Genomic DNA, 13,590 nt, shown 5'->3' with positions numbered 1-13,590 from the left:
ATAAAGAGGAAACTTACAGCCGCTAAGCCTTGTAGTTTTGGGAGAGACTACAGGGCTTTTTTATATTTAAGTCTTAACCCCACCAAAATATCTGAATAAATCTTTAGATGGCTTACCCTATTTCTTGCTTATATTATCAATTATTTAACTCAATAATTTTTAATATATTTATTTATAATATGATTCTTAAATAAGCATTTTTCGCGTGAATTGTTAAGTTAAATGTTATACAGAACCGTATGTTATTTAGCATTTACAGATAAACGATAAATATTAGACAGACCTGTACGTTTTTGCTTACATGATGATAAGAAAAATACTACTTTTCTTCATAATTGGATATGACAAAATACATCCCATAAGGAAATAGAACTAAAACAACGGAAGTGAGTAAAACGAGAAGAAGGATGTGGAAAGCATCTCACACATAACAATAAGAACAGCGATAAACACGATAAACAACAACTACAGCGCCAAAAACCCAAGCAGAAATGCTTGGGTTTTTTATTTTGTCGCTAGGTTGATTTTAGCTATACCAGATCGGTTTCATGCGAATCACTACCAAATAGTGAACGGCGTTGATCTCTAGGAATTCGTGGACATTGAGTCGAAATTTGATAAAGCAGATTGGCTAGGGCAGGAAGGTGGGTACCGACCACAGATTTGCCAGTGGTTAACAAAGAAACGCTGATATCACGCTCTGGGTCGGCCCAACACAAAATATTGGAAAAACCGAGGTGACCAAAAGCTTGTCCAGTCATTGGACCAAATAAGCCTACCGGATTACTGCCTAGCATTGGTCCTAAGGCATAGCGCATCGGTATTAATAAAGTTCGGTCAATGTTAACTCCTGTGGTAGGGAGTGTTGCTCTAAAAATTGTTTTCTCGCTTAAAATTTGTTTGCCTTGGTAGCTTCCCCCACTTAAAAGCATTTCAAAGAAGCGTCCAGCTTGCTCTGCACTGGTATAAATATTACCGGCGGGACAGATGGTATCCATAAAGCGGCTATCATTAGTGACATCTACAGCGAGTTGTAAGCCTCCACCTAGTACATGATTGAGATAATGATCTGTTCCTAAGCGAGGATGTAAACCTGTTGCACAATTAAGAGCAACTTCAGCACGATATTCTGGTTTTAAGCCATAGTTAAAATAGGGCATGTCCATCGGTTTCTCGATGGTCTCATGCACGAATTTGCGAAGGTCTTGCCCTGTAACCCGTTCAATAATTTCTCCTAAGATATAACCCGCTGTTACTGCATGATAGGCGAGGTGATTTCCCGCTGGAGAAACAGGTCTTGCTGCGTATAAGCGCCTTAAAATTTCATCTTTATCAAAAAGCAGTTCAGGTGTGACATCTCCATCAACATAAGGAATACCTCCACGATGAGATAACAAATGAAAGATTGTCGCGCGGCGCTTTCCGTTCACCCCATACTCGGGAATATAATAGCTCACGGGGTCAAGTAAGTTGATTTCGCCTTTTTCATCTAAAAGATGAATTAACATGGCAGTAATCATTTTGGATGCTGAAAATAGACAAACGGGAGTGTCTGGCGTTGCGATGAGGGCATCCTTTTGCAGACCAGCCGGCGAGTTTCCTTGAGCATAGCCAATGCTTCGATTTAATAAAATTTTCCCCTGTCGACGTAAGCAAAAAGTAATGAGCGGATAGTTTCCGGTTTTATAGAGTGACTCAATACTTTTCCAGATTTTTTGAACTTGCTGTTCACTCATTCCACCTAGTTCGGCAGGTACTTCATCTTTGTGATGAATGACCGATTCAAGGTCATTCGGTACCGGACAGGTATTGGTCGAAAATATTTTCACACGTCCCTCGCGTTTCTTTCTTTTTATTCAAGGCCAAGTGTGCAGGGTTAAGGGGCTGATGTCAGTGTCTAAAATGACAGGTAACAGAAAACTATTTTGCAATCCATATATAGATACCTTAAAATAGGCAACTTGCTGTAGTGATGCACGGCAGTCAGTTGCGCTCAACTGATTCATATCATTTTATTTTTTAAGCATCTCGGAGAAATCGAATGGCTTTAACTAATGCAGACCGCGCAGAGATCATTGCTAAATTTGCTCGCGCTGAAAACGACACTGGTTCACCAGAAGTACAAGTAGCTTTATTGACTGCTCAAATCAATGATTTACAAGGTCACTTCAAAGCTCACAAACACGACCACCACAGCCGTCGCGGTTTGATCCGTATGGTTAACCAACGTCGTAAATTGCTTGACTACTTAAATGGTAAAGACCACGAGCGTTACACTGCTTTGATCGGTGCTTTAGGTCTACGTCGTTAATTCGATTTTGCTTTGTTTTCGGTTTATCGCATGTTGCTATGCTTTGTTTCTGAAAAGAAAGTTTCGTCTAATAAACTGTTAGGCGATTTATAGAAGGGGCGCTTGTGCGCTCCTTCTTTGCGTTTAATATTATTTAAAATTTTTGGTCTAGTGTGATGGCTTCTAAGCTTTGTCATTTACCTACCGATAGTTGTAGCCTGAATGCCAAACCTTAGGGGTCTCACTAGAATAAAATTAGGAAAATACAATACATGTCAATGTTTAACATCGTTCGTAAAGAATTCCAATTCGGTCAACATCAAGTCGTTTTAGAAACGGGTCGCGTTGCACGTCAAGCAAATACAGTTTTAATCACAATGGGTGGTGTAACTGTATTGGTAGCAGTAGTTGCTGCTCCAACAGCAAAAGCTGGTCAGGATTTCTTCCCTTTAACAGTTAACTATCAAGAAAAACAATATGCAGCAGGTCGTATCCCTGGTGGATATGGTAAACGTGAAGGTCGTGCTTCAGAAGCTGAAACTTTAATTTCACGTCTTATTGACCGTCCAATTCGTCCATTGTTCCCAGAAGGTTACTACAACGAAATTCAGGTAACTGCAACTGTGGTTTCTTCTGACAAAACGATGGAAGCTGATATTGCAGCAATGTTAGGTACTTCTGCTGCGTTGGCAATTGCAGGTACTCCATTCCGTGGTCCAATCGGTGCAGCACGTGTTGGTTTAATCAACGGCGAATATGTTTTAAACCCGAATTTTGAGCAAATGGCTCAGTCTGACCTTGACCTTGTGGTTGCTGGTACAGAGTCTGCTGTATTAATGGTTGAATCTGAAGCGAAAGAACTTTCAGAAGACCAAATGTTAGGTGCGGTTCTTTTTGGTCACGACGAAATGCAAATTGCAATTCAAGCGATCAATGAATTTGCAGCTGCTGCTGGTGCGAAACCATCTGACTGGGTTGCTCCTGCACACAACGAAGAATTACGTGCAAAATTAAAAGAAGCATTTGAAGCAAAAATTTCAGAAGCTTATACCATTGCAGTGAAACAAGATCGTTATGCAGCATTAGATGCACTTCATGCTGAAGCTGTTGCTCAATTCGTTCCTGAAGAAGATGTAGACGGTATTGCTGACGAAGTAGACTACTTATTTGAAGATCTTAAATACCGTACAGTACGTGACAACATTTTATCTGGTAAACCACGTATTGATGGCCGTGACACCAAAACTGTTCGTGCGTTAGACGTACAAGTGGGCGTACTTGAGCGTGCACACGGTTCTGCATTATTTACACGTGGTGAAACTCAGGCGTTGGTAACAACGACTTTGGGTAATACTCGTGATGCATTAATGGTTGATACCCTTGCTGGTACTAAAACTGACAACTTCATGTTGCACTACAACTTCCCTGCTTACTCAGTAGGTGAAACAGGCCGTGAATCTGGTCCTAAGCGTCGTGAAATTGGTCATGGTCGTTTAGCGCGTCGTGGTGTTCAAGCAGTTCTTCCTGCAGCTGACCGCTTCCCGTACGTTATTCGTATTGTATCTGACATTACTGAATCTAACGGTTCATCTTCAATGGCTTCTGTATGTGGTGCGTCATTATCACTTATGGATGCAGGTGTTCCGCTTAAAGCACCAGTTGCTGGTATCGCAATGGGCTTAGTGAAGGAAGGCGAGCGTTTCGCAGTACTTTCTGACATTTTAGGTGACGAAGACCACCTTGGTGACATGGACTTTAAAGTAGCAGGTTCTGCAAACGGTATTACTGCACTTCAAATGGACATCAAGATTGAAGGTATTACTGAAGAAATTATGGAAGTTGCATTAAACCAAGCATTTGCTGGTCGTATGCATATCCTTAATGAAATGAACAAAGTAATTTCACGTGCTCGTCCTGAAATTTCAATGCATGCTCCAACATTCGAAGTGATTACAATTAATCCGGATAAAATCCGTGATGTTATTGGTAAAGGTGGCGCAACAATCCGTCAAATCACTGAAGAAACTAAAGCTGCTATTGATATTGAAGATAACGGTACAGTTCGCGTATTTGGTGAAACTAAAGCTGCTGCTAAAGCTGCAATTGCGAAAATTCAAGCAATTACTGCTGAAGTTGAACCAGGTAAGATCTACGACGGTAAAGTAATTCGTATTGTAGAATTCGGTGCGTTTGTAAACATCATGCCGGGTACTGATGGTCTTCTTCATATTTCGCAAATCTCTAATGAGCGTATTGCGAACGTAACTGATGTTCTTAAAGAAGGTCAGGAAGTAAAAGTACAGGTTCAAGACGTTGATAACCGTGGTCGTATCAAGTTGACTATGAAAGATATTGAGCAAGCATAATTGCTTAACTCACTAAAAAAGTCCGCTTGATGCGGGCTTTTTTTATGGCATGATGCAAGTAATACACCAATAGATCGACATGGTATGCAGGTTTATTATTTTTATCGTCATCAAAGCGACGGCTATGTTTTTTTAAGCCGTGAAAAGCACACTGAACATATTCTGGAGTTTTTCTGGATTGATAGTGTGAGATCGGATGTTGTGAGCCAGAATGAAGAATGGCAACAAAAAATTCAGCAACTTGCAGATGTATCCATTAATGAGTTTCATATGCGAGATATTGCGAATATCGAACATCCTTGTGCATTTGATACGCTTGAAGAATACGACCTGCTTATTTTTAGGAAGCTCGTAACGCCGGATGATGAAATTAAAAATGGCGAATCACATGAGAGTGTATTTGGTTTAGCCACCACACCAATCAGTTTTATTTTTACGCCTAAAGTACTTATTAGCGTACGTGAGCAGGGCAACAAGTCGATTGAAAACTATATTCAGCGTCTTGAAAATATTTTATGTAAAACTCTCGAAGAGCAAAATAAAACCCGTAAGCTGCCTAATTCACCTGTAGATCTGTGTTTACGTCTGCTTAATAGTATGGTGGATGGTTATCTTGATATTCGTTCACCTTTGACCAGAAGGGTCGAGCATTGGCAACAACAGCTATTACAAGGGAATCGGCGGTTTAAACAGTGGCATCAACTGTTTCATGAAAATATGGCCTTTCAGCAAGTCGAAAATCTATGCGAAGAACAAATTGAAACCTTACAAGAGTTTCGTGATGAAATTGTAGAAAACTATCATCATGTTATTGGAGAGAAGACGCATAGTTCTCAAGACCTTTTATTAGTGCGTTTAAACGATTTAATGAGTCATGTCGAACGTATTCAAAAACATACTTTACGTTTACGTAGTGCGATTCAATCGGCAATAGATTTGCATTTCTCGGCAATTGCTAACCAGACCAATGAGAACATGCGTATTCTTGCCATTATTACTGCTGTGTTTGCGCCGCTTACGCTTTTAACGGGGATTTATGGAATGAACTTTGAGTTTATTCCGGGGCTTAAATCACCAGTAGGTTTCTGGATTATGCTCGGGGTTATGCTGCTAAGTACCATTTTATTGCTCTACTATTTTTATAGACAGCATTTGGTAGGGCGTGGGGAAAAAAGTGTGATTGATTTACTGGCGCAGCAGCATCGCCAAGATCGTATGAACTTGTTTTGGTTTTTGGAATATGAACCGATTAAGCAGACTTTGAAGGAAGTGGAAAAAATTACTCGGTTAAAGTAATAAAGACTTCCAAAAATGACAAAATTGTTTGGTTAGTATTGCCTCGACTATAGGGTTTAATTAGATATTTTTTATATAGGCATTTTTACTTTTGACTGGGCAAAAGTAACAAAACCCCTTTATTGGACTGACGGTACATCCATGTTACCGCAGTCCAACAGGCGGCATCCATGCCGCCCATCACTTTAGCTCCTGACTATTAGAAAGGCTATTTAGAAAAAATCTTAATGAAAATGCTTCAACTGTTTTCTAAGTTGTTGCACTTCATCAATCAAATCTAACATCACCGCAACAGCTGCAAGGCTTGCATCAAAGTCACGTTGCAAACGATACGCTTTACGAGCGCGAATAACATCTTCACCCATGAATTGATGTTTTTCAGGTGGTGTATCAATCGCTAAAATATCGTATTCAATGAGCTGGAGAATCCAGTCCGGGCTTTGACCACAGGCTTGAGCAAACTGTTGCAAGTCAAATGTACATTGTTCATCAACGACTTCAGCACTAAAGGTGTGGCCGTCACATACAATTTCTCGATAATGGATGGTTGTCATGATCTTGCTCCCTAATGAGATGAACGTGGTTCGAATGAAGCAAAGGCTTCTGCCAATTGCTGATAGGCTTCTTTTTCTTTTTCAGAATGCGCCGGTGGGAATACAATATTTAAAATTAAATAAAGATGGCCTGGCGTTTTATTTGGTATCCCTTTGTCTTTTAAACGTAGCTGTTGTCCTTGTTTTGCATTTTTAGGTAAATTGACGTGTAAAGGTCCTGCAGGTGTTTTTACTTCAATGCCTTGCCCTAATGCGGCTTCCCATGGCGCTACATCTACAGTCAAATATACATCACTGCCTTCGACATGCACACGATCTGTATCTTTATATTGAATCTCGATATAAAGATCGCCGTTGGCACCACCATTAATACCACTTTGTCCTTGTCCACTTAGGCGAATTTGCTGTCCTTCTTTCATGCCTTTAGGTATTTTTACCTGTAAGGTTTTTCGTTGTACCTCTGGTTCACCATAAGCATTGATGGTTGGAATTTGCAGGGTGATGTGTTGTGTTGATCCATGGTAAGCAATATCAAGATCGACCTCTATGCTGGCATGCTGGTCTTCACCTCGATAACTACGTTGTTGTCTTTGATATTGCTGTTGTCCACCGCCAAAGCCTGCACCAAAGCGTCCAAATAAGTCTTCAAAGCCACTAAAGTCTGCTTGCTCACCGCCTGTAAAACCTTGACGATAAAATTTGGCACCATCGAAACCACCTTGAGCTGCCCCTTGACCAAAACCATTAAAACCTTGTGGGTGGTCTAACATTTGGTCATATTCAGCTTTTTTCTCTGGGTTGCTTAGGGTGTCGTAGGCAACATTAATTGCCTGCATCTTTTCTTCTGCATCTTTTTCTTTGCTGATGTCGGGATGATATTTACGAGCTAATTTCCGATACGCTTTTTTAATTTCATCAGCTGAGGCTTCTCGTTTAACCCCTAATTCTTCATAATAATTTTTAGCCATAATGTTTTATCACGATGGTGTTGTTTATTTCATTATGAAACGATTTTTAAAGCTTTCAATGAGCTAGATTGTATAAGAGTTGTTCTCGTGCGAAATAGGGCGAGCAAAATAAAAGAGACATCGAACGGTGAGAGCTATCCTCTCATTGTTTAAATGAATGTCTGATATAAACCGTAAACGGCAATAACTAACAGTAATAGACCACATAAACCGAGTATTTTCGGGTATAAATGGCTGTTCGAGAGGCGGCGGAAAAATATATAGACTAAAGATAGCGTTAAAAAGTCTAAAACTATCCATGTCAGCGTAAGAATAGTTAAACTTAAATCTAGATGAGGTGAAATAGAAACAAATTGCGGAAAGAAAGCTGAAAAGAAAATAATATCTTTAGGGTTTGAAATACCCACTAAAAAGCCTTTTTTAAAACCGCCATTTTGAGCAGAAACGGTTTGAATTGCTTCAGGATGAGGGGCTTGAATAACTTCTTTGAGAATACTAAAACCCAAATAACCAATATATAGGCAGCCTAAAATACGAATAATATTTAAATAGTTTTCATTAATACCCAATACGCCTTTAAGTACGAGTACTGAAATAAAAATTAAAACGAGAGAGGCAAGGTTTGTACCAAAAATGGTTTCCAGTGCTTTTTTATAACCACCTTTAAGTCCGGCACTTGCCACTAAAATCATGACAGGACCAGGGGTCGCAATCATAATAATGACACTAAAAATAAAGAGAAAATAATCAAAATAATTCATGAGATATAAGCATCTTATTTATTGGGTTATCAAGTAAGCTCATATTAACTGATTTAAAATAACATGCTGAAAATTATCATCAAAAAATTATAGATAAATAAAAAGGCGGATTGCCCGCCTTTTTATGAAGTAGGTGATTAACTCAAATGTTCACCAAACAGACCCAGTGCCTCTTCAGCAGTGAACTCATAACGGGTGTTACAGAACTGGCAATCCATTTGAATCGGGTTTTGTGCTTCCAATGTTTCATGAACAGCATCAACACCAATTTGAATGAGGGCTTTGGCACAGCGTTCTTTAGAACAAGTACAACCAAATTTTAAGTGTTCAACTTCTGGTAAACGTACTTCTTCTTCGTTATAAAGACGATACAAGATCTCATTTGCTGAAAGCTCTGTTAGTTCTTCTGACTTAAGCGTTTCAGTTAGCATGGTTAAACGTGGCCATAAATCTTCATCAACCAGTTTTTGCTCTTCCTCATCATGACGAGGTAATAACTGAATGAGCAAACCACCTGAGCGCTGTGCGGTGCTTGCCAGTACAATTCGAGTTGGAATTTGTGCAGACAAGTCATAGTACTGCATTAAACAGCCAGCTAAATTTGCTTGATCAAGAGGTACAATCCCTTGATAACGCTCACCATGCTCAGGTTCGATGTTAATAAATAAAACAGGGTTAACCAAAGCCGCTAAAACAGTGCTGCTATCTGTTGCTTCACCAAAACGTGGATCTGTTTCGTAGTCTGCTAAAGCACGAACTTCGCCTAAATGGTTACATTCTGCCATAGCCCATTTGAAAGAGCCGTTAGCCTGGATTTGCAAGCTGATACGACCTTTGATTTTTAAAGTACTCGCAAGTAATGCTGTAGCGCTCAACATCTCGCCTAATAGAATTTGAACCGCAGGCATGTAGTCGCGTTGAGCTAAAATAGTTTTTAATGCTTCTTCTAGATGAACCACTTCACCGCGAACAGGAAAGTCCTCTATATAAAAGCGTTGGCGTAAATCAGACATAATATTCTCCAGGGCCCTAAGCAGATTATAACAATTTCGGTTTAATCAGGCTTAGGGAATGCAGCGAAGCTGCAAGCAGGACAACGGCAACTCTTGTACCGATTGTCGCAATCATTTAGGCAATGTGAATAAGTCCTTAATATAGCCATTTTGCGAAATCTCAAGTTATTCTTCGTGATCTCGTGTAATGTCGATACGATTTGGTTGTAAATGACGCTTTAAGTTAACGTCGTGCTTCGATGTGGCTTGTTGTGCATCGCTTTCAAATAGGTGTTCAAGCTCTGCCAGAGCATTACGATGGGTTTCAAAAACCTTTTGTTCATCGGTATAAATGCTTTGCTGCTGTATGAGTAATTTCTCATCATAATCCCGAAAGATTTCGATATTGTTATAAGCTTGTTCATCGGAAATACCGAGTTCGCGTAAAGCACGATAAGCCATACCTAATGATGATAAATAGGTTTCACGCCAAATATGTTCAACACCTAAGTCTCTTAATAGGTGCACATGGTGGCGGTCACGGGCACGAGCCAGTAATTTTAGGTTTGGATAGTTCAATCTAAGATGACGTGCGACATTCATAGAATCTTCGACATCATCAATTGCTAAAATAAATACTTTCGCTTTTTCAATGCCTGCTGAGCGGAGTAAGTCAGGCTGAGTGACATCACCATAATAGAGCTTACCGCCGTAACGTCGAACAAAGTCCACTTGATGAAGATTGTTATCGATGGCAGTAAAGCCTAAATGCTGTAAGCGGGCAATACGCGCAATAATTTGTCCAAAGCGCCCAAAACCGGCAATGATAATTGGATTATCTTGCTGAGGAATCTCATCATATTCAGGTGGCAATTCTTTATGAAAAAGGGGAATGATCTTACAGGCCATGATCCAGTAAATCACTGGGGTAAGGACCATTGATAAGGTCACAATCAACGTGACAGGCTCTAATAAGGCATCCGTTAAAATCTTTTCACTTTTTGCTAGGCTCAAAATTACAAAAGCGAATTCACCGCCTTGAGCCAAGCAAGTTCCGAGTAACAAGCTATTGTTCCAACTGTACTTTTTATAGCGGGCAATGGCAGTTAAAACGAGGGTTTTGATGACGAGTAGGCCGATTGCTCCACCAATAATGAGCCAAGGCATTTCAATCAGTAACGACAATTGTGTCGTCATGCCTACGGTCATAAAGAATAAGCCAAGTAATAGCCCTTTAAACGGCGCAATACTCGCTTCAAGCTCATGACGGAATTCTGAGTCGGCTAAAAGGACCCCGGTAAGGAAAGCACCTAATGTTGTACTAATGCCTAAAGTGTCCATCAGTAACACAACGGCAAGAATAATAAATAACCCTACAGCCGTAATCAGTTCAGTCGCACCACTCTTGGCGACAAAACGGAAAAATGGGCGCATGACATAACGGCTAAATAGGAACAAACCAGTAAACGTCGCGATGATGGCTGCAAAATAAGCAATACCATGATGGGTAGATTCGGTTCCTGCCAGAAGAGGAATCACCGCAAGTAATGGAATTGCTGCAATGTCTTGGAAAAGCAAGATTGAAAAAGATTGCTGACCATAGGTGGTATTGAGCTGTTGTTTCTCAGTCAGAAGCTGTAATACAAAGGCCGTAGAAGACAGCGCAAGCGCAAAACCAATAACAAAGCTGGCAGCAAGGTGTTGTTGAAATAGCAGCAATACGGTGAGCATAAGAATTATGCCCGTAATCACGACCTGTAAACTTCCCATCACAAATATAGAGTCACGCATTTCCCACAAACGTTGTGGGCGGAGCTCTAGACCAATCAGGAACATAAGTAAAATGACCCCAAATTCAGCCAACTCCATAATGGCCTCAGGGTCATGGGCAATATTTAACACACTCGGGCCAAGAAGTATGCCCGTAAATAAATAACCTAAAACTGTTGCAATCCCTAGGCGTTTGCCCAAAGGGACTAAAATCAGAGATGCTCCAAGAAAAATAGTTGCTTGCAGTAGGAATGACATTCATTGCCCCGAATGTATTGATCTTTTTTAAGTGTAAAGGGAAAAAGTGTTCTTCACACCATGATATTCAAATCATCTAACTAAATTCTTGCGGGTCAACATCAATTGAGAGTCTAAGTTGATGCTGTCTTGGCGCATGGACCAACTGAGCCCACCATTGTCTTAAGTAAAAATGCAGACGAGCGCGGTCAGCAGACAAAATCACCATATGTGCGCGGTAACGTCCCGCTTTACGTTCCATTGGCGCTGGAATTGGCCCCCAGATATCAACAATGTCACCTGCAATTTGGCGAAGTTGCTCGGCAGCTTCATTTAAAAAATGCAAGGTATAGTCACGATCTTTCGATTCAGCGCGTATAAGTACGGCATAGCGATAAGGCGGCAGTAATGCAACTTTACGCTCAGCCAATGTTTGTTTCGCGACTGCCCGATAATCTTTTTCGATGAGTGTGGTGAGTAAAGAATGATCTGGCCTTAAAGTCTGTAAATAAACATGACCCTTATGTTCTCCGCGGCCTGCACGACCAGCCACTTGTACAATCAATTGAGCAGTACGCTCTGGCGCTCGAATATCGACACTCAATAAACCTGCATCGATGTCTAAAATAGCAACCAAGGTCACATGTGGAAAATGGTGACCTTTTGCCAACATTTGCGTACCAAGCAAAATCGAAGGTTTATTTTGCTGAATGCGATCATAAATTTTTTGCCAGCTACCGACTCGGCTGGTACTGTCACGATCGACCCGAATCACATCATGATCTGGGAATAATTCTTGTAAATGCTCTTCAACCTTGGCTGTGCCAGCACCTAAAGTTTTGAGGCTCTTTTGCTGACACTCAGGGCAGTGGTCTGGTAGGCGATGAACGGTGCCACAGTGGTGACAATGTAAGTAAGAGTAGGGCTGAGTGTGCAACGTAAAATGTGCATCACAATGAGGACAATTCGCTTGCCAACCACAACTTTCACAGACCAGAACAGGTGCATAACCACGTCGGTTTAAGAAAATTAAAACCTGTTCTTTTCTTGCTAGGGTATTTTTAATCTGTTCGATTAAAGGCTGACTAATACCATGCTGTTTTTTGACAATTTTAAGATCAATCAAATGCATTTTTGGTAAAAGCGCATGGCCTGCACGCTGGTTCAGCTGAAGTGCAGTTAACTTGCCAGTTTCGACTAAGTGATAACTGTCAATGCTTGGAGTTGCCGAACCTAAAAGAACAGGACAGCCTTGTAAATGTCCTCGATAAAGCGCGACATCACGCGCATGGTAACGGAAACCTTCTTGTTGTTTATAAGACAGGTCGTGTTCTTCATCTAAAATGATCATACCCAAACGTGGCAGCGGGGTATAAATAGCTGAACGTGTTCCTAAAATAATAGAGGCCTTTCCAGTCTGTGCTTGTTGCCAGGCTTGTAGGCGTTTAGAGTCATTTAACCCCGAATGTAATAAAGCAATGTCGCAGTTAAAACGAGACTTAAAGCGCGAAATAGTTTGAGGGGTTAAACCAATTTCAGGAACTAATACCAGTACTTGCTTACCTTGCTTTAGCACTTCATGCATGATGTGCAAATAAACTTCAGTTTTACCACTTCCGGTTAAACCATCCAACAAAAACGCTTGATATTGATGCTGTGCATTAAGGACGTGCTGAGTGGCCTTCTTTTGGTCTTCATTGAGCGTGAGTGGCATTTGCGCCAATTGCACAGGGGATGGACTAAAGTCATGAGGCTCAAGCGTACAGTCTACGAGACCTTTCTTTTGTAGTGCTTTAAGTGTTGCAGTTTCTACACCACTTAAATTGAGAATATTTTCAGTGGTTCCGGCAGGATGTAATTTTAAAATTTGATAAGCATCTTGCTGTTTGATTGAGCGTTTTAATAAAGCTTCGGCATTGTCACATGGAATGATTTTCCATAGATGAAATAAAACATCCATGGGTTTGCCCTGACGCAATAACGCAGGTAAAGCAGTCTGCATCACCTCGCCAATCGGAAATTGGTAATATTGTGCTGACCATGTCAATAAATTTAAAACTTGTTCATCTAAAATAGGCTCATCATCTAAAAGTTCAGAAATGGCCTTAAGCTGAAAGTTACCTGTAAATGTTTCTTGTGGGTCAACTTTTTCAGTAATGATACCAATCAGGTTTTGCCGTCCAAATGAAATTGCGACGCGTGAACCTACTTGAGCCCGTTCATATTGTGCTTTGGTGAGTGTATAGTCAAAAGTGTCGTACAGATGCACAGGTACGGCAACACGCACACGATAAACAACTGAATCAGGCTTTGGCGTTATGGTCATAGAGGCTCATTTCGTCAATTTTAAAAAACG

The 13,590-nt window shown here is 40.6% G+C and carries 10 protein-coding genes; 3 read left to right on the top strand and 7 right to left on the bottom strand.

Features of this window, described 5'->3' with window-relative positions; genetic code table 11:
* Nucleotides 1–530: 530 nt before the first annotated feature.
* Entirely contained in the window at nt 531–1,829 is a 1,299-nt protein-coding gene (locus RFX69_RS05005; RefSeq protein WP_289332631.1) for a serine hydrolase, read from the bottom strand.
* A gap of 212 nt (nt 1,830–2,041) precedes the next feature.
* Here RFX69_RS05005 and rpsO point away from each other — a divergent pair, with 212 nt between their 5' ends.
* The 3 genes from rpsO (at nt 2,042) to RFX69_RS04990 (ending at nt 5,952) form a co-directional block, all read left to right on the top strand.
* A complete protein-coding gene (gene rpsO / locus RFX69_RS05000) occupies nt 2,042–2,311 on the top strand; it encodes a 30S ribosomal protein S15 (RefSeq protein ID WP_001229357.1) in 270 nt (89 codons plus the stop codon).
* A gap of 257 nt (nt 2,312–2,568) precedes the next feature.
* Nucleotides 2,569–4,656 carry a polyribonucleotide nucleotidyltransferase gene (gene pnp, locus RFX69_RS04995; RefSeq protein WP_001985790.1) on the top strand — a complete coding sequence of 696 codons (2,088 nt, stop codon included), beginning with the start codon at nt 2,569–2,571 and terminating at the stop codon, nt 4,654–4,656.
* Between the two features lie 84 nt (nt 4,657–4,740).
* Nucleotides 4,741–5,952 carry a magnesium transporter CorA family protein gene (locus tag RFX69_RS04990; RefSeq protein ID WP_001198553.1) on the top strand — a complete coding sequence of 404 codons (1,212 nt, stop codon included), beginning with the start codon at nt 4,741–4,743 and terminating at the stop codon, nt 5,950–5,952.
* 224 nt (nt 5,953–6,176) lie between these two features.
* Here RFX69_RS04990 and RFX69_RS04985 read toward each other — a convergent pair whose 3' ends face one another.
* The 6 genes from RFX69_RS04985 to RFX69_RS04960 form a co-directional block, all read right to left on the bottom strand.
* Nucleotides 6,177–6,506: a chaperone modulator CbpM gene (locus RFX69_RS04985; protein ID WP_000207459.1), complete on the bottom strand. Its 330-nt coding sequence runs from the start codon at nt 6,504–6,506 to the stop codon at nt 6,177–6,179.
* 11 nt (nt 6,507–6,517) lie between these two features.
* Nucleotides 6,518–7,474, bottom strand: a complete 957-nt coding sequence (locus tag RFX69_RS04980; protein WP_289332630.1) for a DnaJ C-terminal domain-containing protein — start codon at nt 7,472–7,474, stop codon at nt 6,518–6,520.
* A gap of 149 nt (nt 7,475–7,623) precedes the next feature.
* Nucleotides 7,624–8,235 carry a LysE family translocator gene (locus RFX69_RS04975; RefSeq protein ID WP_001105722.1) on the bottom strand — a complete coding sequence of 204 codons (612 nt, stop codon included), beginning with the start codon at nt 8,233–8,235 and terminating at the stop codon, nt 7,624–7,626.
* 137 nt (nt 8,236–8,372) lie between these two features.
* The gene (locus RFX69_RS04970; protein WP_001281765.1) at nt 8,373–9,248 is read right to left on the bottom strand and encodes an Hsp33 family molecular chaperone HslO; all 876 of its coding nucleotides are present in this window, start codon (nt 9,246–9,248) and stop codon (nt 8,373–8,375) included.
* Between the two features lie 165 nt (nt 9,249–9,413).
* The gene (locus tag RFX69_RS04965; RefSeq protein WP_000008979.1) at nt 9,414–11,255 is read right to left on the bottom strand and encodes a monovalent cation:proton antiporter-2 (CPA2) family protein; all 1,842 of its coding nucleotides are present in this window, start codon (nt 11,253–11,255) and stop codon (nt 9,414–9,416) included.
* Nucleotides 11,256–11,331: 76 nt separating this feature from the next.
* Entirely contained in the window at nt 11,332–13,560 is a 2,229-nt protein-coding gene (locus RFX69_RS04960) for a primosomal protein N' (protein WP_269521999.1), read from the bottom strand.
* Nucleotides 13,561–13,590: the final 30 nt, after the last annotated feature.

This window comes from Acinetobacter sp. 148, assembly GCF_031196675.1.
Classification (GTDB): domain Bacteria; phylum Pseudomonadota; class Gammaproteobacteria; order Pseudomonadales; family Moraxellaceae; genus Acinetobacter; species Acinetobacter baumannii.
Note: the sequence above shows the minus strand (reverse complement) of the source record. Positions and strands in the feature narration are given on the sequence as shown.